This is a genomic window from Bradyrhizobium sp. 192 (genome assembly GCF_023100965.1).
Lineage (GTDB): Bacteria > Pseudomonadota > Alphaproteobacteria > Rhizobiales > Xanthobacteraceae > Bradyrhizobium > Bradyrhizobium symbiodeficiens.
Map to the genome: position 1 here is coordinate 6294859 of NZ_CP064690.1, position 23412 is coordinate 6318270.

The 23412-nt window shown below is 63.7% G+C and carries 21 protein-coding genes; 8 read left to right on the top strand and 13 right to left on the bottom strand.

Annotation, left to right across the window (positions count from 1 at the left end; all coding sequences use genetic code 11):
- The first annotated feature begins 81 nt into the window (after nt 1-81).
- The gene (locus IVB24_RS29465; protein WP_094972593.1) at nt 82-810 is read left to right on the top strand and encodes a CBS domain-containing protein; all 729 of its coding nucleotides are present in this window, start codon (nt 82-84) and stop codon (nt 808-810) included.
- 25 nt (nt 811-835) lie between these two features.
- On the opposite strand, the gene IVB24_RS29470 is transcribed toward IVB24_RS29465, so the two are convergent.
- The 3 genes from IVB24_RS29470 to IVB24_RS29480 form a co-directional block, all read right to left on the bottom strand.
- Complete coding sequence (locus IVB24_RS29470; protein WP_247770019.1) at nt 836-1300, bottom strand: RidA family protein; 465 nt, start codon at nt 1298-1300, stop codon at nt 836-838.
- Nucleotides 1301-1315: 15 nt separating this feature from the next.
- On the bottom strand, nt 1316-3007 hold the full coding sequence (locus tag IVB24_RS29475) for a benzoate-CoA ligase family protein (protein ID WP_247770021.1): 1692 nt from the start codon (nt 3005-3007) through the stop codon (nt 1316-1318).
- A 137-nt stretch (nt 3008-3144) separates the two neighbouring features.
- A complete protein-coding gene (locus tag IVB24_RS29480) occupies nt 3145-3663 on the bottom strand; it encodes a MarR family transcriptional regulator (RefSeq protein ID WP_162308659.1) in 519 nt (172 codons plus the stop codon).
- A 252-nt stretch (nt 3664-3915) separates the two neighbouring features.
- Between IVB24_RS29480 and IVB24_RS29485 the strand changes: the two genes are divergently transcribed.
- Entirely contained in the window at nt 3916-5088 is a 1173-nt protein-coding gene (locus IVB24_RS29485) for an ABC transporter substrate-binding protein (protein WP_247770023.1), read from the top strand.
- 28 nt (nt 5089-5116) lie between these two features.
- A complete protein-coding gene (locus IVB24_RS29490) occupies nt 5117-5572 on the top strand; it encodes a cupin domain-containing protein (protein ID WP_008555525.1) in 456 nt (151 codons plus the stop codon).
- 7 nt (nt 5573-5579) lie between these two features.
- On the opposite strand, the gene IVB24_RS29495 is transcribed toward IVB24_RS29490, so the two are convergent.
- The 4 genes from IVB24_RS29495 to IVB24_RS29510 all read right to left on the bottom strand — a co-directional run bounded on the left by IVB24_RS29495 (nt 5580) and on the right by IVB24_RS29510 (nt 10979).
- Nucleotides 5580-6830, bottom strand: a complete 1251-nt coding sequence (locus tag IVB24_RS29495; protein WP_140480601.1) for a flavin-dependent oxidoreductase — start codon at nt 6828-6830, stop codon at nt 5580-5582.
- Nucleotides 6831-6885: 55 nt separating this feature from the next.
- Nucleotides 6886-9237 (bottom strand): bifunctional salicylyl-CoA 5-hydroxylase/oxidoreductase, encoded by a 2352-nt coding sequence (locus tag IVB24_RS29500; RefSeq protein WP_247770030.1) that lies wholly within the window; start codon nt 9235-9237, stop codon nt 6886-6888.
- Nucleotides 9238-9337: 100 nt separating this feature from the next.
- The gene (locus IVB24_RS29505) at nt 9338-10174 is read right to left on the bottom strand and encodes an enoyl-CoA hydratase family protein (RefSeq protein ID WP_094972599.1); all 837 of its coding nucleotides are present in this window, start codon (nt 10172-10174) and stop codon (nt 9338-9340) included.
- A 43-nt stretch (nt 10175-10217) separates the two neighbouring features.
- A complete protein-coding gene (locus IVB24_RS29510) occupies nt 10218-10979 on the bottom strand; it encodes an SDR family oxidoreductase (protein WP_166475708.1) in 762 nt (253 codons plus the stop codon).
- Nucleotides 10980-11172: 193 nt separating this feature from the next.
- On the opposite strand from IVB24_RS29510, the gene IVB24_RS29515 reads away from it, so the two are divergent.
- The 5 genes from IVB24_RS29515 to IVB24_RS29535 are packed head-to-tail and all read left to right on the top strand — an operon-like array spanning nt 11173 to nt 16898.
- On the top strand, nt 11173-11988 hold the full coding sequence (locus IVB24_RS29515) for an alpha/beta fold hydrolase (RefSeq protein WP_247770032.1): 816 nt from the start codon (nt 11173-11175) through the stop codon (nt 11986-11988).
- A 10-nt stretch (nt 11989-11998) separates the two neighbouring features.
- On the top strand, nt 11999-13288 hold the full coding sequence (locus IVB24_RS29520) for an acyl-CoA dehydrogenase (protein ID WP_247770034.1): 1290 nt from the start codon (nt 11999-12001) through the stop codon (nt 13286-13288).
- 2 nt (nt 13289-13290) lie between these two features.
- Nucleotides 13291-14817 (top strand): long-chain fatty acid--CoA ligase, encoded by a 1527-nt coding sequence (locus IVB24_RS29525; RefSeq protein WP_247770036.1) that lies wholly within the window; start codon nt 13291-13293, stop codon nt 14815-14817.
- Nucleotides 14814-15902: an NAD/NADP-dependent octopine/nopaline dehydrogenase family protein gene (locus IVB24_RS29530; RefSeq protein ID WP_247770037.1), complete on the top strand. Its 1089-nt coding sequence runs from the start codon at nt 14814-14816 to the stop codon at nt 15900-15902. Before IVB24_RS29525 ends, IVB24_RS29530 begins: the two co-directional genes overlap by 4 nt.
- Before the next feature lie 3 nt (nt 15903-15905).
- Nucleotides 15906-16898, top strand: a complete 993-nt coding sequence (locus tag IVB24_RS29535; protein ID WP_247770039.1) for a 3-hydroxybutyryl-CoA dehydrogenase — start codon at nt 15906-15908, stop codon at nt 16896-16898.
- Here the strand turns inward: IVB24_RS29535 and IVB24_RS29540 are convergent.
- From IVB24_RS29540 to IVB24_RS29565, 6 genes are all read right to left on the bottom strand, one after another.
- Complete coding sequence (locus IVB24_RS29540) at nt 16895-17941, bottom strand: peptidase M29 (RefSeq protein WP_140480609.1); 1047 nt, start codon at nt 17939-17941, stop codon at nt 16895-16897. The genes IVB24_RS29535 and IVB24_RS29540 overlap by 4 nt on opposite strands.
- A gap of 37 nt (nt 17942-17978) precedes the next feature.
- Nucleotides 17979-18743, bottom strand: a complete 765-nt coding sequence (locus IVB24_RS29545; protein WP_247774189.1) for an ABC transporter permease subunit — start codon at nt 18741-18743, stop codon at nt 17979-17981.
- On the bottom strand, nt 18743-19528 hold the full coding sequence (locus IVB24_RS29550; protein ID WP_247770041.1) for an ABC transporter permease: 786 nt from the start codon (nt 19526-19528) through the stop codon (nt 18743-18745). The genes IVB24_RS29545 and IVB24_RS29550 overlap by 1 nt, the downstream gene beginning before the upstream one ends.
- On the bottom strand, nt 19525-20370 hold the full coding sequence (locus tag IVB24_RS29555) for an ABC transporter ATP-binding protein (RefSeq protein WP_166468644.1): 846 nt from the start codon (nt 20368-20370) through the stop codon (nt 19525-19527). Before IVB24_RS29555 ends, IVB24_RS29550 begins: the two co-directional genes overlap by 4 nt.
- 122 nt (nt 20371-20492) lie before the next feature.
- On the bottom strand, nt 20493-22187 hold the full coding sequence (gene ilvD, locus IVB24_RS29560) for a dihydroxy-acid dehydratase (RefSeq protein WP_247770044.1): 1695 nt from the start codon (nt 22185-22187) through the stop codon (nt 20493-20495).
- Nucleotides 22188-22265: 78 nt separating this feature from the next.
- On the bottom strand, nt 22266-23249 hold the full coding sequence (locus IVB24_RS29565) for an ABC transporter substrate-binding protein (protein WP_247770046.1): 984 nt from the start codon (nt 23247-23249) through the stop codon (nt 22266-22268).
- Between the last annotated feature and the right edge of the window lie 163 nt (nt 23250-23412).

Genomic DNA, 23412 nt, shown 5'->3' on the forward strand with positions numbered 1-23412 from the left:
CCGATTGACCTGGGTCAAACTGCACCTCGATACCTGAGCTAGTTTCGCGCATCGATATTCAACAGGCCAGCGGAGACTGCCATGCGCGCCCACCAGATCATGACCCGGTCGGTCATTTCGGTTACCCCCGACACCAGTATCGTCGAGGCGGCAAACATCATGCTGAAACGGCATGTCAGTGGTCTCACGGTGGTCGACGATACCGGCAAGCTGGTCGGCGTCGTTTCCGAAGGAGATTTCATTCGCCGCAGCGAAATCGGCACCGGGCGCAAGCGCGGACGCTGGCTGCGGTTCATTCTCGGTCCGGGCAAGTCGGCCAGCGATTTCGTCCACGAGCACGGCCGCAAGGTCGCGGAGGTGATGACCGCCTCGGTCGTGACCATCACGGAGGACACCGCGCTCGCCGAGATCGTCGATCTCATGGAGCGAAACAACGTGAAGCGGCTGCCGGTGGTGCGCGGCGACAAGGTGGTCGGGATCGTGTCGCGCGCCAATCTGCTGCAGGCGGTGGCAGGGCTCGCCCGCGAAGTGCGTGATCCGACGGCGGACGACGACCATATTCGCAGCCGCATCATCGATACCATGGAGAAGAACGACTGGTGCCCGTTCGGGCTGAACGTCATCGTCCGCGACGGCATCGTTCACCTCAGCGGCGTCATCACCGAAGAGCGCACGCGGCAGGCCGCCATGGTCGCCGCGGAGAACGTCGAGGGCGTGAAGAAGGTGCACGACCATCTGTGCTGGGTCGACACCATGTCGGGCATCTATCTGAACTCGCCCGAGGACGACGATCTCGCCAAAGCGAGCTGACAAGGCCAGCTGGAGCCAGTGCGATTCAGCGTGGAATGATGGCGGTGGCCTCGATCTCGACGCGCGCCGCCCTCTCGACCAGGCGCACCACCTGCACCAGCGCCATCGCCGGATAGTGCGCGCCGAAGATGGTACGGTAGATCTTGCCGAGCTCTTTCAGATTGGACAGGTACTCGTCCATGTCGACGACGTACCAGGTCAACCGCACGAGATGCTCGGGCCGCGCGCCGGCCTCAGCCAGGATCGCGGCGATGTTGCTCAGGGTCTGGTCCACCTGCGCGACAAAGCCGTCGGCAAGATGCTCCTCGGCATCCCAGCCGATCACCCCGCCGGTGACGACGATGAGCCCCTCAGCGGCCATGCCATTGGCATAGCCCTTCGGCATCGGCCACCCCGACGGCTGGAGCACCTGCACCCGCGAACGAGTGTCATCCTCGGCTGCTGTCGGCAGCACTGCGAGCTGCGGGCCTTTCGGCGTCGTCACGGACAATTCGTCATCCTTCTCTTATTCCGCCGCGACGCCTGAGGACGTCGCCGCGGCCTGCGCCAGTTGCCGCAGGGCAAAGCGCTTCAGTTTTCCGGTCTCGGTCTTCGGCAGTTGCGTCACGAACTCGATCGCCCGCGGATATTTGTAGGGCGCGATCTCACGTTTGACATGCTCCTGCAGCTCGGCCATCAGTTGTGCATCCGCCGTCACGCCGGGCGCCGCAATGACATAGGCCTTTACGATCATGCCGCGCGCTTCGTCGGGTGCGCCGACCACGCCGCACTCGGCGACCGCCGGATGCGTGAGCAGCGCCGCCTCGACATCGGTGCCCGCGATATTGTAGCCGGCCGATACGATCATGTCGTCGGAGCGGGACTGGTACCAGAAGTAGCCATCGCCATCCATCAGATAGGTGTCGCCGGTGATGTTCCAACCGTTCTGGACGTATTTGCGCTGTCGCTCGTCGGCGAGATAGCGGCATCCGGTCGGCCCGCGCACCGCAAGCTTCCCCATCGTTCCCGGCGGCAAATCATGGCCGTTATCGTCGACGATCTTGGCCTCATAGCCCGGCACGGGCTTGCCCGTCGCACCGGGGCGGATCTCCTCCTCGGTCGCACTGATGAAGATGTGCAGCAGCTCGGTCGAGCCTATGCCGTCCATCAGCTTGATGCCGGTGGCCTTGAGCCAGGCATCGAATGTCGGCTTGGGCAGGGTCTCGCCGGCGGAGACGCACTTTCGAAGCGAGGAGATGTCGCGCCCCGAAAGCTTGCCGATCATCGCGCGGTATGCCGTCGGCGCTGTGAAACAGACCGTGGTCTTGTATTGCTCGATCGCCGTCAGGATTTCGTCCGGCGTCGTCTTCTCCAGCACGACAAAGGAGGCACCGATATGCATCGGAAACAGCACGCCGCCGAAGCCGAAGGTGAAGGCAAGCGGTGCCGAGCCGACGAAACGGTCGTTCTGCTCGGCACGCAGGATGTTGCGCGCATAACCGTCACACACAGCGAGCATGTCGCGGTGGAAATGCATGGTGCCCTTGGGATCGCCTGTCGTGCCCGACGTGAAGGCGATCAGGCAGATGTCGTCGGCGGCCGTATCGACGGCCCTGAACTCCGGGCTCGCATCGGCGATCAGCGCCTCGAGCGCGTCGGCGGCGCCATTGCCCCAATAGACCACGTGCTTGAGACCGGGGGCCGCGGCTCTTGCCTTCTCCATTTCCTCGGCGAGCTTGCCGTCGCACAGCGCCAGCGTGATCTGCGCCTTCTGGATCGGATAGGACAACTCCTTGGCGCGCAGCAGCGGCATCGTCGCCACCACGATGCCGCCGGCCTTGATCACTGCGAGATAGGTCGCAACCATCATCGGATTGTTGGCCGAGCGCAGCAGCACGCGACCGCCGGGAACAAGCCCGAGCTTGCCGACCAGCACGTTGGCAATGCGATTCACCAGCGCTTGCAACTCGCGATAGGTGTAGCTGACGGCGGGGCTGATGACGCAGGGTGCCTCGCCATGTCCCTGCTCGACCCAGCGATCGAGGAAATAACTGACGCAATTCAATCGCGGCGGATAGTTCAGCTCCGGCCGCGTGAAGATGAACTCGGGCCACAGCTCGCGTGGCGGCAGATGCTGCCGCGCAAAAATATCGACATGGGCCGTCGCGGCGTTGCCGTCATGCGAGCCCGTCACTTGAACCTTGGCGGCGTTGGCCATCGCACGCTCCTTTCAGCATGGATTGCACCCGGCAGCACGATCTGGAAAACATTTTAGGCTTAAAACAATTCGACGCAATAGCGGATTTTGGGCATCCCATGCTTTTTCCAGCGGCAGAAGGGATTGGGGCGCCGTTCTTACGTCCGGCGGCGCGCGGCCGATTTCTGCGCCGACGCCTTGGTCTTGGCGAGCAGCCGCATCAATTCGCGCACGTCCTTCGGCGAGAGGTCGACGAACAGATCGGCGATCCAGGTCTCGTGCTCCGCGGCCATCTTGCGGAACTCGGCGCGACCGAGTTTCGTGAGGCGGATCACCTGGACTCGGCGATCCGTCTCCGAGGTCCGACGGTCGAGATGGCCGGACTCCACGAGGCGCTCGACGAGACCGGTGACGTTGCCGTTCGACACCATCATCCGCTTGGAGACATCGGACAGCGTCATGCCGTCGGGCGCCTTGTCGAGCTGCGCCATCAGATCGAAGCGGGGCAGCGTGACGTCGAACCGCTGCCGCAGCCGGCCGCGGACCTCGCCTTCGATGAGCGTCGTGCAGGTCAGGAGGCGCAACCACAGCCGAAGCTCGTCGGCGTGGTCCTCCGGCGTTTCGACGGCCTTGGTCTCGGAATCGAGCATCGCGGTGCAGTCACTCTCGGCGGGCATTGGCGCCGGCACGGATTCCCCAACGTTTTGAGCTTCAAATAAATTGGAGCCGGCCGCAAGTCCAAAGCTGCAACAATCGATCGCACGCCAATTTCTTTAGGCTTCAAGTAATTGGCGCGCTGCTTGCTTGCGCCGCTACGCGCGGGATGGCGACACATTGAGCTCTGCTTGCCGCGGCCGCCATCATCGGCATAAGCTTGGATCAGAGTACGCGGCTTGCTACGCAAGCCCTGATGTCACGGGGGACAGATCATGAGAATGCAATCGACCTTGGCCGCAGCCTTGCTGCTCGGCACCGCAATGACCCCTGCACTGGCCCAGGAGAAGATCAAGCTCGGCATGATCGTGACCCTGTCGGGACCGGCCGCAGCGCTTGGTCAGCAGGTTCGCGACGGCTTTGCGCTCGCGGTCAAGGACCTCGGCAGCAAGATGGGCGGCCGCGACGTCGAGGTCGTCGTGGTCGATGACGAACTGAAGCCGGACGCAGCGGTGACCAAGGTCAAGGGACTGCTCGAGCGCGACAAGGTCGACTTCGTGATCGGCCCGATCTTCTCCAACATCCTGCAGGCGATCCACCGGCCCGTGACGGAATCGAAGACCTTCCTGATCAGCCCCAACGCGGGCCCCTCGACCTTTGCCGGCAAGGACTGCAACCCGTTCTTCTATGTGACCTCGTATCAAAATGATCAGGTGCACGAGATCCTCGGCAAGGTCGCGCAGGATCGCGGCTACAAGCGCATGTACCTGATGGTGCCGAACTATCAGGCCGGCAAGGACTCGGTGGCGGGCTTCAAGCTCGACTACAAGGGCGAGATCGTCGAGGAATCCTACATGCCGCTGAACACGCTGGACTTCCAGCCGGAGCTGTCCAAGATCTCCTCGCAGAAACCCGATGCGCTCTTCACGTTCATGCCGGGCGGCCTCGGCGTCAACCTCGTCAAGCAGTACCGGCAGGCCGGCCTCGCCGACAGCATTCCGGTGCTCTCGGCGTTCACGGTGGATGAATCGACCTTGCCAGCGCAGCAGGACGCGGCCGTCGGCATGTTTGGCGGCGCCAACTGGGCGCCCAATCTCGACAATTCCCAGAACAAGAAGTTCGTCGCGTCCTACGAGGCCGCCTATAACGTCGTGCCCGGCACCTACGCCTTCCAAGCCTACGACGCCGCGATGCTAATCGACAGTGCAATCAAGGCCGTGAAGGGCGATCTGTCGAACAAGGATGCTGTGGGGGCCGCGCTGAAGAAGGCTGATTTCACCTCGCTGCGCGGCGCCTTCAAGTTCAACACCAACGGCTATCCGATCCAGAATTTTTATCTGACCAAGGTCGCCAAGCGTCCGGACGGCAAGTTCCAGACCGAGATCGTCCAGAAGGTGTTCGAGAATTACGGCGACCGCTACGCCAAGGACTGCAAGGCGGCGAACTAAAGCCGCGACGGGTTACGGGAGGACTTCAATGAGCAGCGAAATCACCGGCATCACACGAGCCAATGAGGGCATCCAGGGCATTTCCTGGAACATCCTGGGCCAGACCTATGTGCCGAAGAGCAAGACCGAGCACAGTTTCTCCTGGCACGCGACCTTGCCCCCGGGCACGTTCGTGCCGCCGCACATTCATCCCGACCAGGACGAGTATCTCTATATGCTGGAGGGCAAGCTCGACTTCATGCTCGGCAATTCGGAGTCGCAGGCGACCGCGGGCGACCTTATCCGGCTCGGCATGGGCGTGCCGCACGGCATCTTCAACAAGTCGGAGCAGACCGCAAAAGTGCTATTCTGGGTCTCCCCGACCAAAAAGCTGTTCGACCTGTTCTGGGGCCTTCACAATATGAAGGAACAGAAGCCGGAAGACGTGGTGGCGATGGCGGCCGAGTTCAACATCCACTTCCTGCCGCCGCCTCCCGGCGGCTAGCCGCGCGTTAGCCACGCACCGCTGCAAGCCCCGGCACGGCGGCGAAACCGGCCTTGGTGGCGTAGCCGCGCACGATGGCCTCGCGCTGGGAATAGCTGAGCACGTTGTCGACATTGTCGAAGCCGTCGGGTGCAAGCTGCTCGACGGCGTCGATGACGCCCTCGGGACCGCCGCGCCGGTTGGAGCGGACGATATCGGCCGTCATCGGCAGGCGCTTCTTCTCGTATTCGAGCAGCGCCTGGCGTGGATGCTCGGCGCGCACCAGCGCATCAGCAAGGCAGCGCGCATCGAGGATCGCCTGTGACGCGCCATTGGACCCAACCGGATACATGGGATGCGCGGCGTCGCCGAGCAGTGTGACGCGTCCGGACGACCAGTACGGCAAGGGATCGCGGTCGCAGGTCGGATATTCGTAGAATTCGGGCGTCGCCGAGATCAGGCTCTTCACGTCGACATAGGGCACGGAGAAGCGGGCGACATGCGGCATCAGCTCCTCGCGGCGACCCGGCCGCGACCAGTCTTCCTTGCGCGGTGGCGGCGCATTGCCCTCGCCTACCTTCACCAGCACGGCCCAATTGGTCAGGCGGCTCGCCGGGCTCGATCCCTCCGCGATCGGATAGATCACCACCTTGGCATTGAGGCCACCGGCCACGATCATCGATTTACCGGTGAGGAACAACGGCCAGTCGCGCGCACCGCGCCACAACATCAGGCCGTTCCAGCACGGCGGCCCCTCGTTCGGGAACAGCGTGTCGCGGACGCGGGAATGGATGCCATCGGCGCCGATCAGGATGTCGCCGCGCGCAGTGTGGACATGCGCGCCGGCCCGGTCGAAGAAATAGGCTGTGACCCCGCCCTCGTCCTGCGTGAACGCACCAAGCCGGCAGCCGGTGTGGATCGCCTCATGCCCGAGCCGCTCCTCCACGGCGCGATGGATGACGCCCTGAAGCCGGCCGCGATGAATCGAGAATTGCGGCACGTCGTGACCGGCGTCGATGCCGCGGGCTTCGCGCCAGACCTCCTGGCCGTGACGGTTGAGGTAATAGAGCTGATCGGTTCGAACAGCGACGTCGTCGAGCTTCTGGAGCAGGCCAAGGCCGGCAAGCTCGCGCATGGCATGCGGCAGCGTGTTGATGCCGACACCGAGCTCCCGAATGGTGTCCGCCTGCTCGAAGATCTCGCAGTCGAGGCCGCGTGACCGCAGCATCAACGCCGTGGTGAGACCACCGATACCGCCACCGACGATAATCGCCTTCATCGCCCTTACTCCACTCGAAACACTTGAGGCAATGAGGTTAACGTCGCACGGGCGGTTACTCCGCCGCAAGCGGCTTTGTCGCCTCCGCCTTGAGCTCGGCCCGTGTCTTGGGCTTAGCCTTAATGCGTAGCTCCTCGAGATCCTGACGGTCGCGGACGCTGTTGCGGAAAATCTGATCCATTCCGGGCAGATATTGCGGCGGGCAGAACGCGTCCGTTGCCCCGTACCAGGCCGCCGCCTTCATGGTGAAGAAGGGATCGACCAGATGTGGCCGGCCAAGGGCGACGAGGTCTGCCCGGCCAGCGGCCAGAATGGTGTTGGCCTGGTCGGCCGTCGTGATGTTGCCGACGCACATCGTGGCCACGCGGGCCTCGTTGCGGACCTGGTCCGAGAACGGCGTCTGGAACATGCGCCCGTAGATCGGCTGCGCATCGCGAACGGTCTGCCCGGTCGAGACGTCGACCAGATCGACGCCAGCCTCGGCGAAGGCGCGCGCAATCGCCACTGCATCGTCGCCGGTGATGCCGCCGTCAGCCCAGTCGGTCGCGGAAATGCGTACCGACATCGGCTTGTGCGGCGGCCACGCCAATCGCAGCGCTTCGAAGATCTCGAGCGGGAAACGCAGACGGTTTTCGAGCGACCCGCCATACTCGTCCGTACGGGTGTTCGTCAGCGGCGAGATGAAGCTCGCAAGCAGATAGCCATGGGCACAATGCAGCTCGAGCATGTCGAAACCGCAGCGTTCGCCGCGCTCGGCCGCCGCGATGAAAGACTCCCTCACCGCATTCATGCCGGCGCGATCGAGCTCGCGCGGCACCTGACTGTCGGGAAAATAGGGCAGCGGCGACGCCGAGACGACATCCCAGCCACCCGCATCCAGCGGACGATCCATACCATCCCACATCAGCCTGGTCGCGCCTTTGCGACCGGCGTGCCCGAGCTGGAGGCAGATCCTTGCAGCCGAGTTGCCGTGTACGAAATCCACGATGCGCCGCCAGGCGGCCTCCTGCTCGTCATTCCACAAACCGGCGCAGCCCGGCGTGATGCGGGCATCACGGCTGACGCAGGTCATCTCCGTGAAAATCAGGCCGGCACCGCCGATCGCACGCGATCCGTAATGCACCAGATGGAAATCAGTCGGCACGCCCTCCTTCGCCGAGTACATGCACATCGGCGACATCACCGCGCGATTTGCGACCTCCATCTCCCGCAGTCGGAACGGCTGGAACAGCGGCACCACCGGCTTTGAGATATCGACGTCAAAGCCGCTGTCGCGAACCTGCTTGGCAAACGACTTCTCGACTTCCGCAACGAAATCCGGCGCGCGGAGCTTCAGATTGTCATAGGTGATTGCCTTCGAGCGTGTCATCACGCCGAAGGCAAACTGCACGGGATCGAAATCCCAGAAGCGGTCGACATGCTCGAACCAGACCAGCGAGACGTCGGCAGCGTGCTGCGTCTTCTCGACTTCTTCACGGCGGCCGTGCTCATAGAGATCGAGCGCTGCCTCGGTGCTCGGCGCATTCTGCATCGCCTCGGCCAGGGCAATCGCGTCTTCCATCGCGAGCTTGGTGCCGGAGCCGATCGAAAAATGCGCGCTCGCCTTGGCATCGCCGAGCAGCACCATGTTGTCCTTGACCCAGCGCTTGCTGCGGATCATCGGGAAATTGCGCCACATCGAACGGTTGGTAAGCAGCTTGTGTCCACCGAGGAACCAGCCGAAAATCTCGGCCATTCGCACAGCGGATTGCGTCTCGTCCAGACCCGTCAGGCCGGCCCGCTCGAACGTCTCCGGATCGGTCTCGAAGATCCAGGTCGAGTGTCCGGCTTCATACTGATAGGCGTGGGCGATGAACGGCCCCCACTCGGTCTCCTGGAAGATGAAGGTGAAGGCATCGAGCGGCCTGGTCGAGCCCATCCAGGCGAACTTGTTGGAACGGAGGTCGACCTCGAGCTGAAAGTGATCCACGTATTTCTCGCGGAAGCGGCTGTTGATGCCGTCGGCGATCAACACGAGATCGGCATCTGCGAACCGGGATTCGTCGTCGATGTCCACCTCGAAGTGCAGGACGACGCCAAGCTCCCGGGCCCGCTCCTGGAGGATCAGGAGCAACTTGCTTCGGGAGCATCCGCAAAAGCCGTTACCGCCGACCCGGTGGACGGTGCCGCGGAAATGCACGGCGATGTCGTCCCAGTACGCGAACTCCTGGGTGATGCGACGATAGCTCGGCAGATCGTGTTTTTCGAAATTGTCCAGCGTGGCATCCGAGAACACCACGCCGAAGCCGAAGGTGTCGTCGGCCCGATTGCGCTCATACACCGTGATGTCGGCGCCCGGGCGCTGCTTCTTGAGCAGGATCGCAGCGTAGAGACCCGCAGGTCCGCCACCGATGATCGCGACTTTCATGGGAGCCTCGCCAAGTTCACCCGGCCACAAAACTATTTTAAGCCTAAAATAATTTCGCGCAAGTCCCCGTTGCTGGCCCGGCGTCGGACAAAGACGCCGTCTAGTCGCCCCTGAATACCGGCTTGACCTTGTTGGCGAAGGCCTCGAAGGCGCGCTCGAAATCGGTCGTGGTCATGCACAGGGCCTGGGCAACGGCTTCCGCCTCGATCGCCTCCTCCACCGACATGGCCCATTCCATCGCCAGCATCCGCTTGGTCATGGTGTTGGCGAAGGTCGGCCCTTCCGCGATCTGCTTTGCCAGCAGTTGCGCCTGGGGTAGCACCTGCTCCGGCGTGACGATGCGGCTGAAAAAGCCCCAGCGTTCGCCTTCCTCCGCGGTCATGAACCGGCCGGTGTAGAGCAACTCGGAGGCGCGGGACTGTCCGATGATCCGCGGCAGGATCGCGCAGGCGCCCATGTCGCAGCCAGCCAGCCCCACCTTGTTGAACAGGAACGCCACCTTGGTCCCGCTCGCCGCGAGGCGCATGTCGGATGCCATCGCGACGATCGCACCGGCCCCGGCACAGATGCCCTCGACCGCGGCTATGATCGGCTGCGGGCACGCGCGCATCGCCTTGACGAGATCGCCCGTCATCCGGGTGAAGGCCGTGAGCCCCTTGGTGTCCATCTTCACCAGCGGGCCGATGATCTCGAACACGTCGCCACCGGACGAGAAATTGCCGCCGGCGCCGGTGACGACGATGGATTTGACCTCGTCGTCGAACGCGCAAGCGCGGAAGAGATCGGTCAACTCCCGATAGCTTTCGAACGTCAGCGGATTCTTTCGCTCCGGCCGGTTGAGCGTGACCGTCGCGACACCGTCGACCACCGCCAGCAGGAAGTGCTGCGGCGAATAGTCCGCGAGCGGAATGGTGACGGGATTTGCTGGCCTGCTCATGCGATCTCCTTGGCTTCCTTGTTCCGCGCCTGCGCCATGCACGCTAGACCTCGCCCCCGGCCACGGCAATCGCCTGCCCGGTGATCGCGCCGGCACCCTCGCCGCACAACCAGAGAACTGCGTCTGCCACTTCCTGAGGCGTGATCAGGCGCCCTTGCGGATTGTGCTTGGCGAGCTCTGCGATTGCCTGTTCGCGGCTACGCCCTGTCTTGTTCATGATGTTCTCGATGCTGCCAGCGACGAGATCGGTGTCGGTGAAGCCGGGACACACCGCGTTCACGGTGACGTTGCTTCCGGCCATCTCGAGGGCAAGGGAACGCACCAGGCCGATCACGGCGTGCTTGGCCGCGCTGTACGCGCTGACGTAGGCATAGCCTTTCAGGCCCGCGGTCGAGGCGACCGCGACGATACGGCCATAGGGACGATCCTTCATGCCCGGCAGCACAGCACGGATGGCGTGGACCACGCCCATGAAGTTGACATCCATCATGCGCGCAAAAAGGGCGGCGTCCGACTTCGCGAATGGCGCGGATTCGGCGCTGCCTGCATTGGCAATGAGGATATCAATCGGCTGCCGCGCGCTCGCCTCGGCAATGGCGGCCTTCAACGACGCTTCGTCCGAAACATCGGCGACGGCCGCGAAATGCGCGGCGCCGGAATCGACCGCCTCTGCGAGAGTCGCCGCATTCCGGCCAAGCACGGTTACGGTGGCGCCGGCACTGACGAGAGATGCCGCGATCGCGCGACCGATGCCGCGACCGCCACCTGTCACCAGCGCGTGCGGCGAGTGCGGCAATCCGGACATGCGCTGGCTCCCTGAGATCTCGTGATCGTTCTTCCGATATATTTTAACCTTCAAATTTTTGCAACGAAAGCGGCGATCGCCGCCGCGAACGTCACCCGAGAGCGCGGCCCGAAAATTGCTTTAAGTATAAAATTATCACTTCCCATCCCCCACAGGCCTGTTAGCATCAAAGGGCCAATCCAAAGGATGTCGCGTGTCGCAGCCTGCGCCAAAGATAACAAAGGACGGACGCTTCGCCTATGAAGCCGCGGGCAATCCGAACGCGACACCTCTGATCTTCCTGCATGGCATCGGTGGCGCAGCGCGGGCCTGGCGGCGGCAACTCGCCACGTTCAGCGACCGCTTCCGCACAGTCGCATGGGATATGCCGGGCTACGGCAGATCGGCGCCGCTCGCCAGCGTCAGCATCGCTGCCCTGGCGGAGGCGCTCCAGCAATTCATCGAACAACTCGGCGCAGCCAGACCCATCCTGGTCGGTCACTCGATCGGCGGCATGATCGTGCAAAAGTGGCTGGTGCGGTCTCCAGAGCTGGCACAGGCCGTCGTGCTGGCGCAAACCAGTCCGGCCTTCGGCAAGGCTGACGGCGACTGGCAAAAATCGTTCATCGCGGCGCGGCTCGGGCCGCTCGATCGCGGCGAGACGATGAAGTCGCTGGCGCCTTCACTGGTGAAGGAGCTCGTCGGCGACGATCCCGATCCGAACGGGATGGAACTTGCACGCGAATGCATGGGAAGCGTGCCGGAGGCAAGCTATCGCGCCATGATGCTGGCTCTCATCGGCTTCGATCAGCGCAGCACGCTCGGGAATATTTCCGTCCCTACGTTACTGCTGTCGGGATCCAGGGACAACAATGCGCCCGCGCCCATGATGGCGAAGACGGCAACGTACATTCCTGGGGCTGAATATGTCGAGCTCGCCGGCGTCGGCCATCTCGCCAACCTTGAACGCCCCGACGCCTTCGACGAAGCCCTTGGCAAGTTCCTGAACTCTCTCGCGACCAAAGCGTAAGGTGACTGCAATGACCATGCAAGTCAGCAAGACTATCGGCACGACTGACAAGGTCGCGCTGGACGCTCCGATCTTCGATCCCGTTGCATTCCGCTTGAGCGACGAGCAGGCCGGCATCATCACACGGGCAAGGGAGATCGGCCAGAGCGTGTTCGCCGGTCGCGCCGCCACTTACGATCGCGAAGCGACCTTTCCGATCGAGAATTATCGCGACCTGCACCGGGTCGGCCTGCTCGGCATCGCTGTCCCCAGGAAACACGGCGGGCTCGGCGCGAACTACCAGACCTATGCGCTGGCGGCCGCCGAGATCGGCCGCTATTGCGGCGCGACCGCGCTGACCTGGAACATGCACGTGTGCTCGACCCTGTGGTCGGGCCCGCTCGCCGACGATCTCGACATGGACGCCGAGACCCGCGCGGAGCACGAGCGGCGTCGTGCGGTCCACTACAAGCGCATCGTCGATGACGGCGCGATCTATTCGCAGCCTTTCTCGGAGGGTGGTGCGGCCGCCGCCGGCGGCGTCGCGTTCGGCACGGAAGCAAAACCCGTGGAAGGCGGCTGGATCGTCAACGGCAAGAAAATCTTTGCATCGCTCTCCGGTCATGCCGACTATTACGGCGTGCTCTGCACCGAGATCGAGGAAGGCGAGAAGGCGTCGCGCCGCAATACGCTTTATCTCGCCATCTCGGCCAAATCCGAAGGCGTCTCGGTCGTCGGCGACTGGGACCCGCTCGGCATGCGCGGCACGGTTTCACGCACGTTGCTGTTCAAGGATGTGTTCGTGCCGGACGATTCTGCGCTGATGCCCCGCGGCGTCTATTTCCAGGCCGCGATGCGCTGGCCGCACATGTTCCTGACGTTGTCGCCGACCTATATGGGCCTGGCGCAAGCCGCCTATGACTTCACCGTACGTTATTTGCGCGGCGAAGTGCCGGGAATGCCGCCGGTCAAGCGTCGGATGTATCCGACTAAGCAGATCGCGGTCGCGCAGATGCAGATCAAGCTGGAGCAGATCAAGGCGATCTGGTTCCAGGCCGTCACCGAGGCCTGCGCCAATCCGAGCAAGGAACAGGTGCTGCGCGCCTATGCCGCGCAATATTCGGTGATGGAGGGCGCCAACGAGCTCGCCGCGCTCGCGATCCGCACCTGCGGCGGCCAGGCCATGCTTCGCTCGCTGCCGCTGGAGCGGATCTACCGCGACAGCCGCTGCGGCTCGCTGATGCTGCCCTGGACTGCCGAATTGTGCCTCGACCGGATCGGACGCGAGGCGCTGTACGAGACCGGCGAGACGGACGACTGACGGTGGACCTCTGCAGTCTGATCGATCGCAACGCGGCGTTTTCGCCAGACAAGACGGCCATTGCCTTCGAGGACGAGCGGCTCAGCTACGCCGCGTTCGCCGCACGCATCGAACGCACCGCGACGGCATTGAAGCAGGAGCTCGGCGTCGGCCGCGGCGACCGCGTCGCCATCCTCAGCCTGAATCGGCCGGACTATCTGGTCCTGCTCTACGCATGCGCACGGCTGGGTGCGATGCTCGTGCCGCTGAACTGGAGGCTCGCGGTCGCCGAGCAACTCTTCATCCTCACCGATGCGGGCGCCAAGGTGCTGGTGCTCGAGCAGGCGTTCGAGGGCGTTCTCCCCGAGCTAGCGCCGGGGACATCCGTTGTCGGCCTCGGCTTCACGCCGCCTCATGGCACGACATTCGAAGGCCTGCTGGCGCGCAGCGACGGCAGCAGCCGAAATCCACACACCGATCTCTCCTGCCCGCTTCTGATCGTCTACACATCGGGGACAACAGGGCGGCCGAAAGGCGCGGTGCTGCGCCAGGAGGCGCTATTCTGGAACGGCGTCATGAGCCAGCACATGCATAACATGACGTCCGACGACCACGTGCTGACCGTGCTGCCATTTTTCCACGTCGGCGGCCTCAACATTCAGACCACGCCGGCATTGCAGCTGGGCGCCACCGTCACGGTCCACGCGCGCTTCACGCCGGAGACCGCGCTTGCCGCCATCGAACAGGAACGGCCGACGCTCACGGTCATGGTGCCTGCGATCATCCAGGCCGTGAGCGAGCATCCTGCCTGGGCGGCGGCCGATCTCTCGTCACTCAAGGCCGTCGCGACAGGCTCGACTATCGTGCCGCCGCATCTGATCGAGCGTTTTGTCGCGCGCGATGTCCCGGTGCTTCAGGTCTACGGCTCGACGGAAACCTGCCCGATCGCCGTCTACACGCGACTCGGCGGCGATCTCTCGCGCGTGGGATCGACCGGCCTCGCCGGCCTGTGCTGCGAAGCGAAGGTGCTCGGTCATTCCGGCAATGAGGTGCCAGCGGGCACACCGGGCGAGATCGCGGTGCGCGGGCCCAACGTGTTCTTCGAATATTGGAGCAACGAGGCCGCAACCCGCGACGCGTTGCACGACGGCTGGTATCGCACCGGCGATATCGGCCTGTGCGATGCCGACGGCTATTTCTGGGTCCGCGACCGCAAGAAGAACATGATCATTTCAGGCGGGGAAAACGTCTACCCGGCAGAGGTCGAGCGCGTCCTGCTCGAACATCCCGACGTCAGCGAATGCGCCGTGATCGGCCGGCCGGACCCGCGGTGGGACGAGGTGCCGATCGCCTATGTGATCCCCCGATCCGGCTGCCGGCTCGAAGCGGACGAACTCAAAACGCACATCCAGGCGCAACTCGCCCGCTACAAGGTGCCGCGCGACATCGTCTTCGTCGCCGACCTGCCGCGCACAGCGCTGGGCAAGGTCCAGCATTTCCTGCTGAAGCAGCTTGATGCGCAGTCCCGCGCGCAAGGAGAAGCATCTTGAAGATTGCAGTTCTGGGTGGGGGAAACGGCTCTTTCGCGGCCGCGGGCGATTTTGCGCTGTCGGGGCATGAGGTGCGGCTCTGGCGCCGCGATGCCGGTCAGGTCACGGCGCATCGCGCTGCCGGCTCGCGCATCCTGGTGAGGGATCACAACGGCCGCCACGACGTGAAGCTCGCGCTGGTCACGACCGATATCGCCGAGGCCGTCAACGGCACGGAGCTGATCTTGTGCCCCGCTCCTGCCTTCGCGCAGACCGATATCGCTCGCCTGCTCGCCCCGCATCTGCGGGACGGTCAGGTCGTATTCCTGCCGCCGGCGACATTCGGCTCGATGATCTTCGCGCAAGCTGCGCGGGACGCCGGCAACCAGGCCAAGGCAAGCTTTGCCGAAACCGGCACGCTGCCGTGGCTGACCCGCAAGCACGGACCGTTCGAGGTCGCGATCACCATCCGCGCCAAACGGCTTCCGGTCGGGGTGTTCCCGCTCGACCACGCACCGCACGCACTTGACGTGATCGGACGCGCTTTCCCCGACGCGATCGAGCCGTGCGGAGACGCGCTGTCCGGGGCGTTGATGAATGCCGGTCCGATCATTCATCCACCGCTGATCGTGATGAATGCAGGTCCAATCGAGCACTTCGAGCGCTGGGACATTCACAAGGAAGGCACGCAGGCCGCGATCCGCCGTGTGACCGACGCACTTGACGCCGAGCGGATCGCCGTGCGCGAAGCGCTCGGTTACCGCGCACCGCATTTCCCGCTTGCTCATCACTATGCAAGAGAAGGCGAGATCTGGATGTATGGCCGCGGCTCGCATGACCGGCTAACGGACTCAGGCGACTGGCGCGAGCGGATCGTGCTGACGGAGCACCGTTACATGCGTGAGGACCTCCGCCTGGGGTTGTCGCTGCTGGTGTCGGTCGCCGGCCTGGCTGGCGTGGCCACGCCGCTGGCCAAAGCGTTCCTGTCGATCGGCGGCGCGATTTGCGGCGAGGATTTTGCGCAAGGTGGCCGAACGCTCGAGACGCTGGGGCTCGACAATCTCAGCAAGGCCGAATTGCAGACGGTGCTTCGCAATGGATTCTGATCGATGACCAATCGCGCCAATATCGTCTGTCTGGGGGCTGGCCGCATGGGGCGCGGCATCGCCGTCGCGTTCGCCTACGCTGGGCACAAGGTTACGATGATCGACGTCAAGGCGCGCTCCGCGGAGGAGTTCGCCAAGCTGGAGGCGGACGCGCTGGGCGAAGTCGGCAAGACCTTTGCCAGCCTGTCGAAGCTGGGATTGCTGACCGAAGCGGATGTTGACCCGCTCGTCGCGCGCGTCTCGGTGGTGCCCGCCAGCCAGAGCGGGGCAGCGCTCTCCAGGGCCGGTATGGTCTTCGAGGGCGTTCCCGAGGTCGTCGAACTCAAGCGGGAGGTGCTCGGGGCGGCTTCAAAGCAGGTCGGTCCGGATACAATCATCGCCTCGACGACATCTACCATCCTCGTCGACGATCTATCCGGCGCGATCGTGAACCCCCGACGCTTTCTCAACGTGCACTGGCTCAACCCGGCCTATCTGATCCCGCTGGTCGAGGTTTCGCCCGGCCGAGCCACCGACCCCGCCATCGTCGAGGACGTCAAGACGCTGCTCGAAGGCATCGGCAAGGTGCCCGTGGTCTGCGCCGCCACACCCGGCTTCATCGTTCCACGCATCCAGGCGCTGGCGATGAACGAGGCCGCGCGCATGGTCGAGGAAGGCGTCGCCAGTCCCGAGGAGATCGACAAAGCGATCCGCTATGGCTTCGGCTTCCGCTATGCCGTGCTCGGACTGCTCGAGTTCATCGACTGGGGTGGTGGCGACATCTTGTACTATGCCAGCCGCTATCTCGAAGGCGCGCTCGGCAGCGACCGCTATCGCGCGCCGGACGTCATCTCACGCAACATGCATGAAGGCCGGATCGGCTTGCGCACGGGCGCCGGCTTTCTCGACTATTCGGGCATGGACGTCGATGCCTATCGCGTAAAACGGCTTCAGGCCATGGTGGACCTGCTGCGCCACTTCGACCTGGCTCGCCCACCCGTGCTCGACCGCAATTAGCCGAAGACGTCCTGCAACACGCCTTCGCGAACGACCGCGACGCCATCGAGCTCGATGGTCGTTCCCATCATCGGCAGGTCGAAATGCCCCGCCGTGTAGCGGCCAGCGAATTCGTTGGCGCCGGTCGAGAACAGGAAATTGCCGGAGACGGCTCGGATCTCCGTCCCATTGGTGTCGCGCTGGTCGTACATCGAAAGCGCTTCATAGCGCGCGCCGGGGTTCATGCCGAAGCCGACATGCGAGACGGCATAGGCCTCGCGATCGCCCCAGGCGGCGAGATAGGCGCGCATCATCGCGACATCTGTGCCCTCGCCTTCCAGCTCGACGACATAGTCGTCCTTCAGCGTCATCTTCACGGCTGACGTCAGGTAGCGCTTGAAGGTGAGATTGATGTCGCCCGGCGCCATCACCAGCGTGCCGTTGATTGTCCCGCTCTTGGGAAAGCTGACGACGATGCCACCCGGCCAGTGCGCCAACGTGCCGGGCTTGTCGGTCCAGCCCCACACACCCACCGTGGACGCGCCGACCATATCGACATCGAGCGCCGTGCCGGCCTTCGAGGTCACCCGCATCCGCTTGGTCCCACGCAGCATCTTGGCCGCCGCCCGAACGCGCTTCTCGAGCGCTGTATCCGGCACCATCCGCTCCAGCGCCTCGGGATGTTCGTTGGAGATCACCAGGATCCGCGCGCCGGCCTTGAGGATCTCCGGCGTCTCCACCGCGTGCATCAAGCCCTCGATGGTGCAGTCCACCACGAAACCAGCCTGCTGAAGCGCACTGATGACCGGGCCAAGCTTCTGGATCGCCTCGCTCGCCCCCGTCGAGCGAACCGGAACGATATGCCGGTTCCGCGGTGTCGGCATTACCACGTGAAACGGCCGCGCGCCCATGCGCAGCAGCGCGAGCTCCGCCAGATGCACGTTCAGCGCACGCGACTGGGTTTCGGAGAGGATCGCCGCGGTATCGCCGGACTTGACGGCGCAGCGTTCAAAGATCTCGCAAAATGCGTCGATCCATTTTGCCTCAATGCGATCAGCCAGCATGGTTCACTCCCGGTCTTCCGGTTTCTTCTTGGTCAGTTCAGGCCTCGGGAAAGCCCCGCAGCAAGTATGAGCGCAGCGCCCCGAGCAGGCCATTCAGGATCAGGCCCAGCAGCGAGATCGTGATCAGAGGCACGAACATGTCGACGGCTTGAAAAGTCCGCGCCGCGGTCACGAGCGCATGCCCCAATCCGTCCGTCGACGTGATCATCTCGGCCAGAAACACCACGATGCAGGAAATGACAAGCCCGATCCGGCAGCCAGTCAGGATCGACGGCATCGCCGCCGGCAGCACCACCTTGAAGAGGATTTCGTAGCGTGGCGTTCCCGCTGCCATCGCCGACCAGATCAGCTTTTGTTCGACGGTCGAGGCACCATAATAGGTCGAGAGCAGAATGGGAAAGAGTGCGTCCGCAGCCACCAATGTGATCTTCGACCCGTGGCCGAAGCCGAGCAAAAGCAGGAGTGCCGGATAGAGCGCAACCTTGGGCAGCGGGGCCAATACGCGGACGATCGGCCAAACCACGGCATTGATCGCCGGATTTGCGGCGGCGGCAATGCCGATGCTGACACCCAGAACGACCGCAATCGCGAACCCTGCAAACAGCCTGATCAGGGTTGCCGCGATCTCCTGCTGAAACGTCCACGTCACGAGCTGCTGGAGCAGCCGGCTGAAGACGAAGCCCGGCGGCGGCAGCAAGACCGCGGGCGCGAAGCCGAATGACACCAGGCCTTGCCACAAGGCGATGACCAGCGCGATCGGGGCAATCCCAAGAAGGACGTTGGCGGAGAGAAGGCGCGGCATCACGAGAAGCTCAGCGGCATGTCGAACTGAGGTTCGGACCAACGCACGAGTCTGGCACGAACCTTCTCAAATATCGCGTCGAGGCAGATTCCCATCGCCCCCACGATGATGATCATCGCAAAGACGGTGTCGTACTGGCCCATGTCCAGCGCATTGAACAGAATGTTGCCGGCGCCGGACTGGCGGGCGATCATCTCACTGGTGATCATCGTGATCAGCGCCAGCACCAGCCCCGTGCGGCAGCCGGTCAGGATCTCCGGCAACGCTGCGGGCAACACGATCCGGACCAGGCGTTGTGCGGGCGAAAGCCCCATCGCAGCACCCGACCACAGCATCTTCTCTTCAACAGCCTTGGCGCCCTCGAAGCTGTGATAGATCACGGGGAGGCTGACGCCCAGGAAGATCACCAATGTCTTGGTAACATCGCCGACGCCCAGCCAAAGCATGATGATCGGCATCAAGGCGGCCTTCGGCACCGGATAAATCACCATCAGAAGCGGATTGAAAAAGGCCGCGACGCCCCGGCTGCGTCCCATTAACAGGCCCAGCGGAATCGAAACCAGCACCGCCACACCGAACCCGAGCGCCATCCGGCGAAGCGACGCGAGGATGTTGATCAGGGATTCCCTGTCGCCGAGAATATCCGGAATTGCCCGGATCGCCTCAGTTGCCGTCGGGAAACTGTCGTTCTTGAGCGCTAGGGATGCAATCTGCCACACTGCCAGCAACCCGATGCAGGCCAGTACCGGGGCGACCCGTCTGAGCAAGGCGGCCGGCGACATCACGAGGCAGGCCCGACTTCGTCGCTTTCATCGAACATGCGCTCGATATCGACGACGTATTTCTGATAGCGCGGGTCGAGCAACAGCTCGTTGCGGCGACGCGGCCGTGGTAGATCAATGTCGATAACCTCGCGGATGCGGCCGGGTGATTTCGACATCATCACGATTTTATCCGAGAGAAAGACGGCTTCGTCCACCGAGTGGGTGACGAACAGCACCGTCTTGCGGTCGCGCTCCCAGATGTTGAGAAGGTCGTTCTGCAGGCGCGTCCTCGTGTGCGCGTCGAGCGCGCCGAACGGCTCGTCCATCAATAGCACTTCGGGATGGTAGGCAAGAGTCCGCGCCAGCGCCACGCGTTGCTTCATACCGCCCGACAATTCCTTGGGGTAGAAGTTCTCGTAGCCCTTGAGGCCAACCATCTCGATCAAGGCCCGGCTCTGCGCTTCCGCCTCGGCGGCGCGCACGCCCTGCTGACGCGGGCCGTACATCACATTGCCCAGCACGGTCTTCCAGGGGAAAAGCGCAAACTCCTGGAACACCGGTCCGCGATCCGGACCGGGCCCCGTGATCGCATGTCCCTTGATCTTCGCCGAGCCGCTGGTTGGGCTGACGAAACCGCCGACGATATAAAGCAGTGTCGACTTGCCACAGCCGGACGGCCCAAGGATGGAAACGAAGGCGCCCTCCTCGATCGTCAGCGAGATGTCCGAAAGCGCCACATGATTCTTGCGCGCCGAAGTCTGAAAGACCTGCGAGACGCGATCGATCTCGATAATCGCAGAAGCCGGCTCTGGTGATGTCACCGGTCTCACCCATTTGCTCGATCTCGCAGGCACTACCGTCATCCCGTCTCTCGCCTCACTCGCGCGAACATTGCCGCCGAACCTGCTGAACGTCCTCCGTCAGCCGCTTGAGCTTAGCAAGAAGCCTGCCAGACAGGCGGCCGTTTTCGCACCCGTGCGGTGCGTCATTCGAACCACGGCCATTCTGCCGGGCCTTCATGCGTCACGGCTCCGCCCGGCGCCTGCCCGACCAGTCGCGCATACTTGGCAAGCGCACCCGCACGGTGGCGCGGTGGACGCTGCTTCCAATCTCGTCGCCGCGCGGCGAGCTCCTGCTCATCGAGCAGGACGTCCATCCGCCGGTTTCCGGCATCGATCCGAATCCTGTCACCATCGCGAACGAGCGCGAGCGGACCGCCGACAAATGCCTCGGGAGCCACGTAGCCGATGCACATGCCACGGGTCGCGCCGGAGAACCGGCCGTCGGTGATCAGCGCCACCTTTTCGCCCATACCCTGTCCGTAGATCAGCGCGGTAACGCCGAGCATCTCACGCATGCCGGGGCCACCGACCGGCCCTTCATTGCGGATCACGAGAACCTCGCCCGCCTTGTAGCTACGGTCACGAACCGCTTTGACGCAAGCCTCCTCATCCTCGAAAACGCGCGCCACGCCTTCGAAGAACTGACTCTTCAAACCTGCGACCTTGATCACCGCACCGTCAGGACAGAGATTTCCCTTCAGCACCGCCACGCCGCCGTCAGGCATGATCGGCGCGCGGGCTGCATACACAACTTCTCCATCGGGTGCGCGGGCCCCGCCATATTCTTCGGCAAGTGTGCGGCCGGTGATGGACAGGCAACCGCCGTCGATATGCCCGCTCTGGATCAGCTCACGGATCACGACCGCCGCACCACCGATGTCGTAGACGTCCTTCGCGGTGTACTTGCCCCCGGGCCGCAGATTCCCGATCAGCGGCGTCCTGGCAAAGACCTCGCCCACATCGTCGATCGTGAATGCGATGCCGGCCTCGTTTGCGATGGCCGGCAGATGTAGCGCGGCGTTGGTCGAGCCCCCCGTCGCCGCCACGATCGCCGCGCCATTCTCGAGGGACTTCCGCGTCACGATGTCGCGAGGCAATGGTCCGCCGCGGGCCAGCATCTCCATGATCAGGCGTCCAGCGCGTCGCGATATCTGCGCACGCTCGGCATAGACACCGGGCACCATCGACACGTTGGGAATCGTCAACCCCATCGCCTCGGAGACCATTCCCATGGTGTTGGCGGTGAACTGGCCGGCACACGCGCCGATCGTCGGCAAGCAGGCACGCTCGATCCGCTCGAGCGTGGCGCCGTCGATCTCACCAGTCATGAAGCTGCCGACAGCCTCATAGGAATCGAGCACCGTCAGCGTGCGCCCATCCACGCGGCCCGGCAGCGAGCTGCCGCCGTAGATGAAGATGGAGGGCACATTGCAGCGAACCATGCCCATCATCACGCCAGGCAACGTCTTGTCGCATCCGCCGTATCCGATCAGCGCATCGTAGGCCAGACCGTGGACGACCGCCTCGATCGAGTCGGCGATCAGTTCACGCGAAAACAACGAGAACTTCATTCCCTCATGGTTCATGCTGATGCCGTCAGAAACCGACACGGTCGAAAATTCACGCGGCGTGCCGCCGGCCTCCTCGATACCCGTCTTGGCCGCGGCCACCTGAAAATCGTGAGTCATGTTACAGGGCGTCTGCTCGCCCTTCATGCTGACGACGCCCACCATCGGCCTGGCGATCGCGGCGTCGTCGAGCCCCATCGCGCGCATGAACGCGCGGTGCGGGGCCCGGTCGAGGCCGTCTGTCGTGACTCGTGATCGCAACTTCTTCATACGTGCATCTTCTTCGTGCCTCGTCCCGGATTACCCGGGGACGCCGCGAGCACTGGTTCGGATCATCCGCCTGGCCGCCTATTGCAGCGGCGCGACGATCGTCGGATGCTTGAACTGCGCGACATCCAGTTTCGGCAGCATTCCGGTCTCAGCGTAGATGTCCAGCATCTTCTGGATCGCCGGGAAGTTCGGCGCCGCACCTGGATCACGGCCGAAATCGTTGTCCTTGAGCAGGTAGGTCTCGAGCACCGGGATGGGCGCCTTCAGCACTTCGTTGACGACCTTGAGAGTCTCCTCGCGGTTCGCCAGAGCCTTCTTCATGCCAGAGGTAATATCGCGGACATAGGCCTTGACCAATTCCGGGTTCTTGTCGACGAAATCGGCGCGGCAGGCTTCCAGGATGTGCACGATGTTCGGCATGGCCTGGGACAGCGAGAAGAGCTTCCTTGTACCGCCCTTTGCCTCCGCCCGCGCGGCGAACGGCTGGTTCATATTGACCGCATCGACGCGGCCCTGACGCAGCGCATCCTCGGACACGGCGAAGCCGACCTCGACCAGCTTGATATCCTTGGCTGGATCGACGCCATTCTGCTTCAGGAGCAGGTTGAACGGGCCTTGCGTGCCGCCGCCGATCACGGAGATGCCGACCGTCTTGCCCTTGAGATCAGCGATCGTCTTGATGGGCGAGTCATTCATGACGGCCCAGTAGACCGAGAAGCCACCGGGCTTCTCGAACACGTGCTGGGCTACGATGTAGGCCTTGAGATTGCCGCCGACCACACCATTGGCGAGCGACAGCGGCGCCTGCGTCGCGCAGTCCAGCGCGCCGGCTGCCAAGGCTTGCGTCATCGGCGCAGTGCCCTGGAATTGGGTCCATTCGATATTGTAGGCCTTGCCGATATTGGGGAATTCGGCCGGCCTGCGCATCATCCAGTACTTGGATTCCTCGGCCGGGATCGTCCAGCCGACGCGGATCGTCTGCTGCGCCCTTGACGGGCTTGCCCCGGCGCTCACCGCCGCCACCGCCCCCAAAGCCAGGATCCATCTCGAAACGGTTCGCATCGTGCCCACTCCGCTGCTCCGGCGCCGACAGGCGCCACCCAACCCCGACCAGGCCCAAATCTTTCATGGTTCAAACAATCAGGCAAGCCATGCAGCCCAGCGGTTTTGCCGTCCGATGCGCAATGTATGGTAAAGCGGCGTCGCGCTGCGACAGAAGGAGGCA

Bases quoted from the DNA above. Each gene is read 5' to 3' on its own strand.
- IVB24_RS29465 (WP_094972593.1), top strand. From the start codon at position 82: ATGCGCGCCCACCAGATCATGACCCGGTCGGTCATTTCGGTTACCCCC.
- IVB24_RS29475 (WP_247770021.1), bottom strand. From the start codon at position 3,007: ATGGCCAACGCCGCCAAGGTTCAAGTGACGGGCTCGCATGACGGCAAC.
- IVB24_RS29480 (WP_162308659.1), bottom strand. From the start codon at position 3,663: ATGCCCGCCGAGAGTGACTGCACCGCGATGCTCGATTCCGAGACCAAG.
- IVB24_RS29485 (WP_247770023.1), top strand. From the start codon at position 3,916: ATGAGAATGCAATCGACCTTGGCCGCAGCCTTGCTGCTCGGCACCGCA.
- IVB24_RS29490 (WP_008555525.1), top strand. From the start codon at position 5,117: ATGAGCAGCGAAATCACCGGCATCACACGAGCCAATGAGGGCATCCAG.
- IVB24_RS29495 (WP_140480601.1), bottom strand. From the start codon at position 6,830: ATGAAGGCGATTATCGTCGGTGGCGGTATCGGTGGTCTCACCACGGCG.
- IVB24_RS29500 (WP_247770030.1), bottom strand. From the start codon at position 9,237: ATGAAAGTCGCGATCATCGGTGGCGGACCTGCGGGTCTCTACGCTGCG.
- IVB24_RS29505 (WP_094972599.1), bottom strand. From the start codon at position 10,174: ATGAGCAGGCCAGCAAATCCCGTCACCATTCCGCTCGCGGACTATTCG.
- IVB24_RS29510 (WP_166475708.1), bottom strand. From the start codon at position 10,979: ATGTCCGGATTGCCGCACTCGCCGCACGCGCTGGTGACAGGTGGCGGT.
- IVB24_RS29520 (WP_247770034.1), top strand. From the start codon at position 11,999: ATGACCATGCAAGTCAGCAAGACTATCGGCACGACTGACAAGGTCGCG.
- IVB24_RS29535 (WP_247770039.1), top strand. From the start codon at position 15,906: ATGACCAATCGCGCCAATATCGTCTGTCTGGGGGCTGGCCGCATGGGG.
- IVB24_RS29540 (WP_140480609.1), bottom strand. From the start codon at position 17,941: ATGCTGGCTGATCGCATTGAGGCAAAATGGATCGACGCATTTTGCGAG.
- IVB24_RS29545 (WP_247774189.1), bottom strand. From the start codon at position 18,743: ATGCCGCGCCTTCTCTCCGCCAACGTCCTTCTTGGGATTGCCCCGATC.
- IVB24_RS29555 (WP_166468644.1), bottom strand. From the start codon at position 20,370: ATGACGGTAGTGCCTGCGAGATCGAGCAAATGGGTGAGACCGGTGACA.
- ilvD (WP_247770044.1), bottom strand. From the start codon at position 22,187: ATGAAGAAGTTGCGATCACGAGTCACGACAGACGGCCTCGACCGGGCC.
- IVB24_RS29565 (WP_247770046.1), bottom strand. From the start codon at position 23,249: ATGCGAACCGTTTCGAGATGGATCCTGGCTTTGGGGGCGGTGGCGGCG.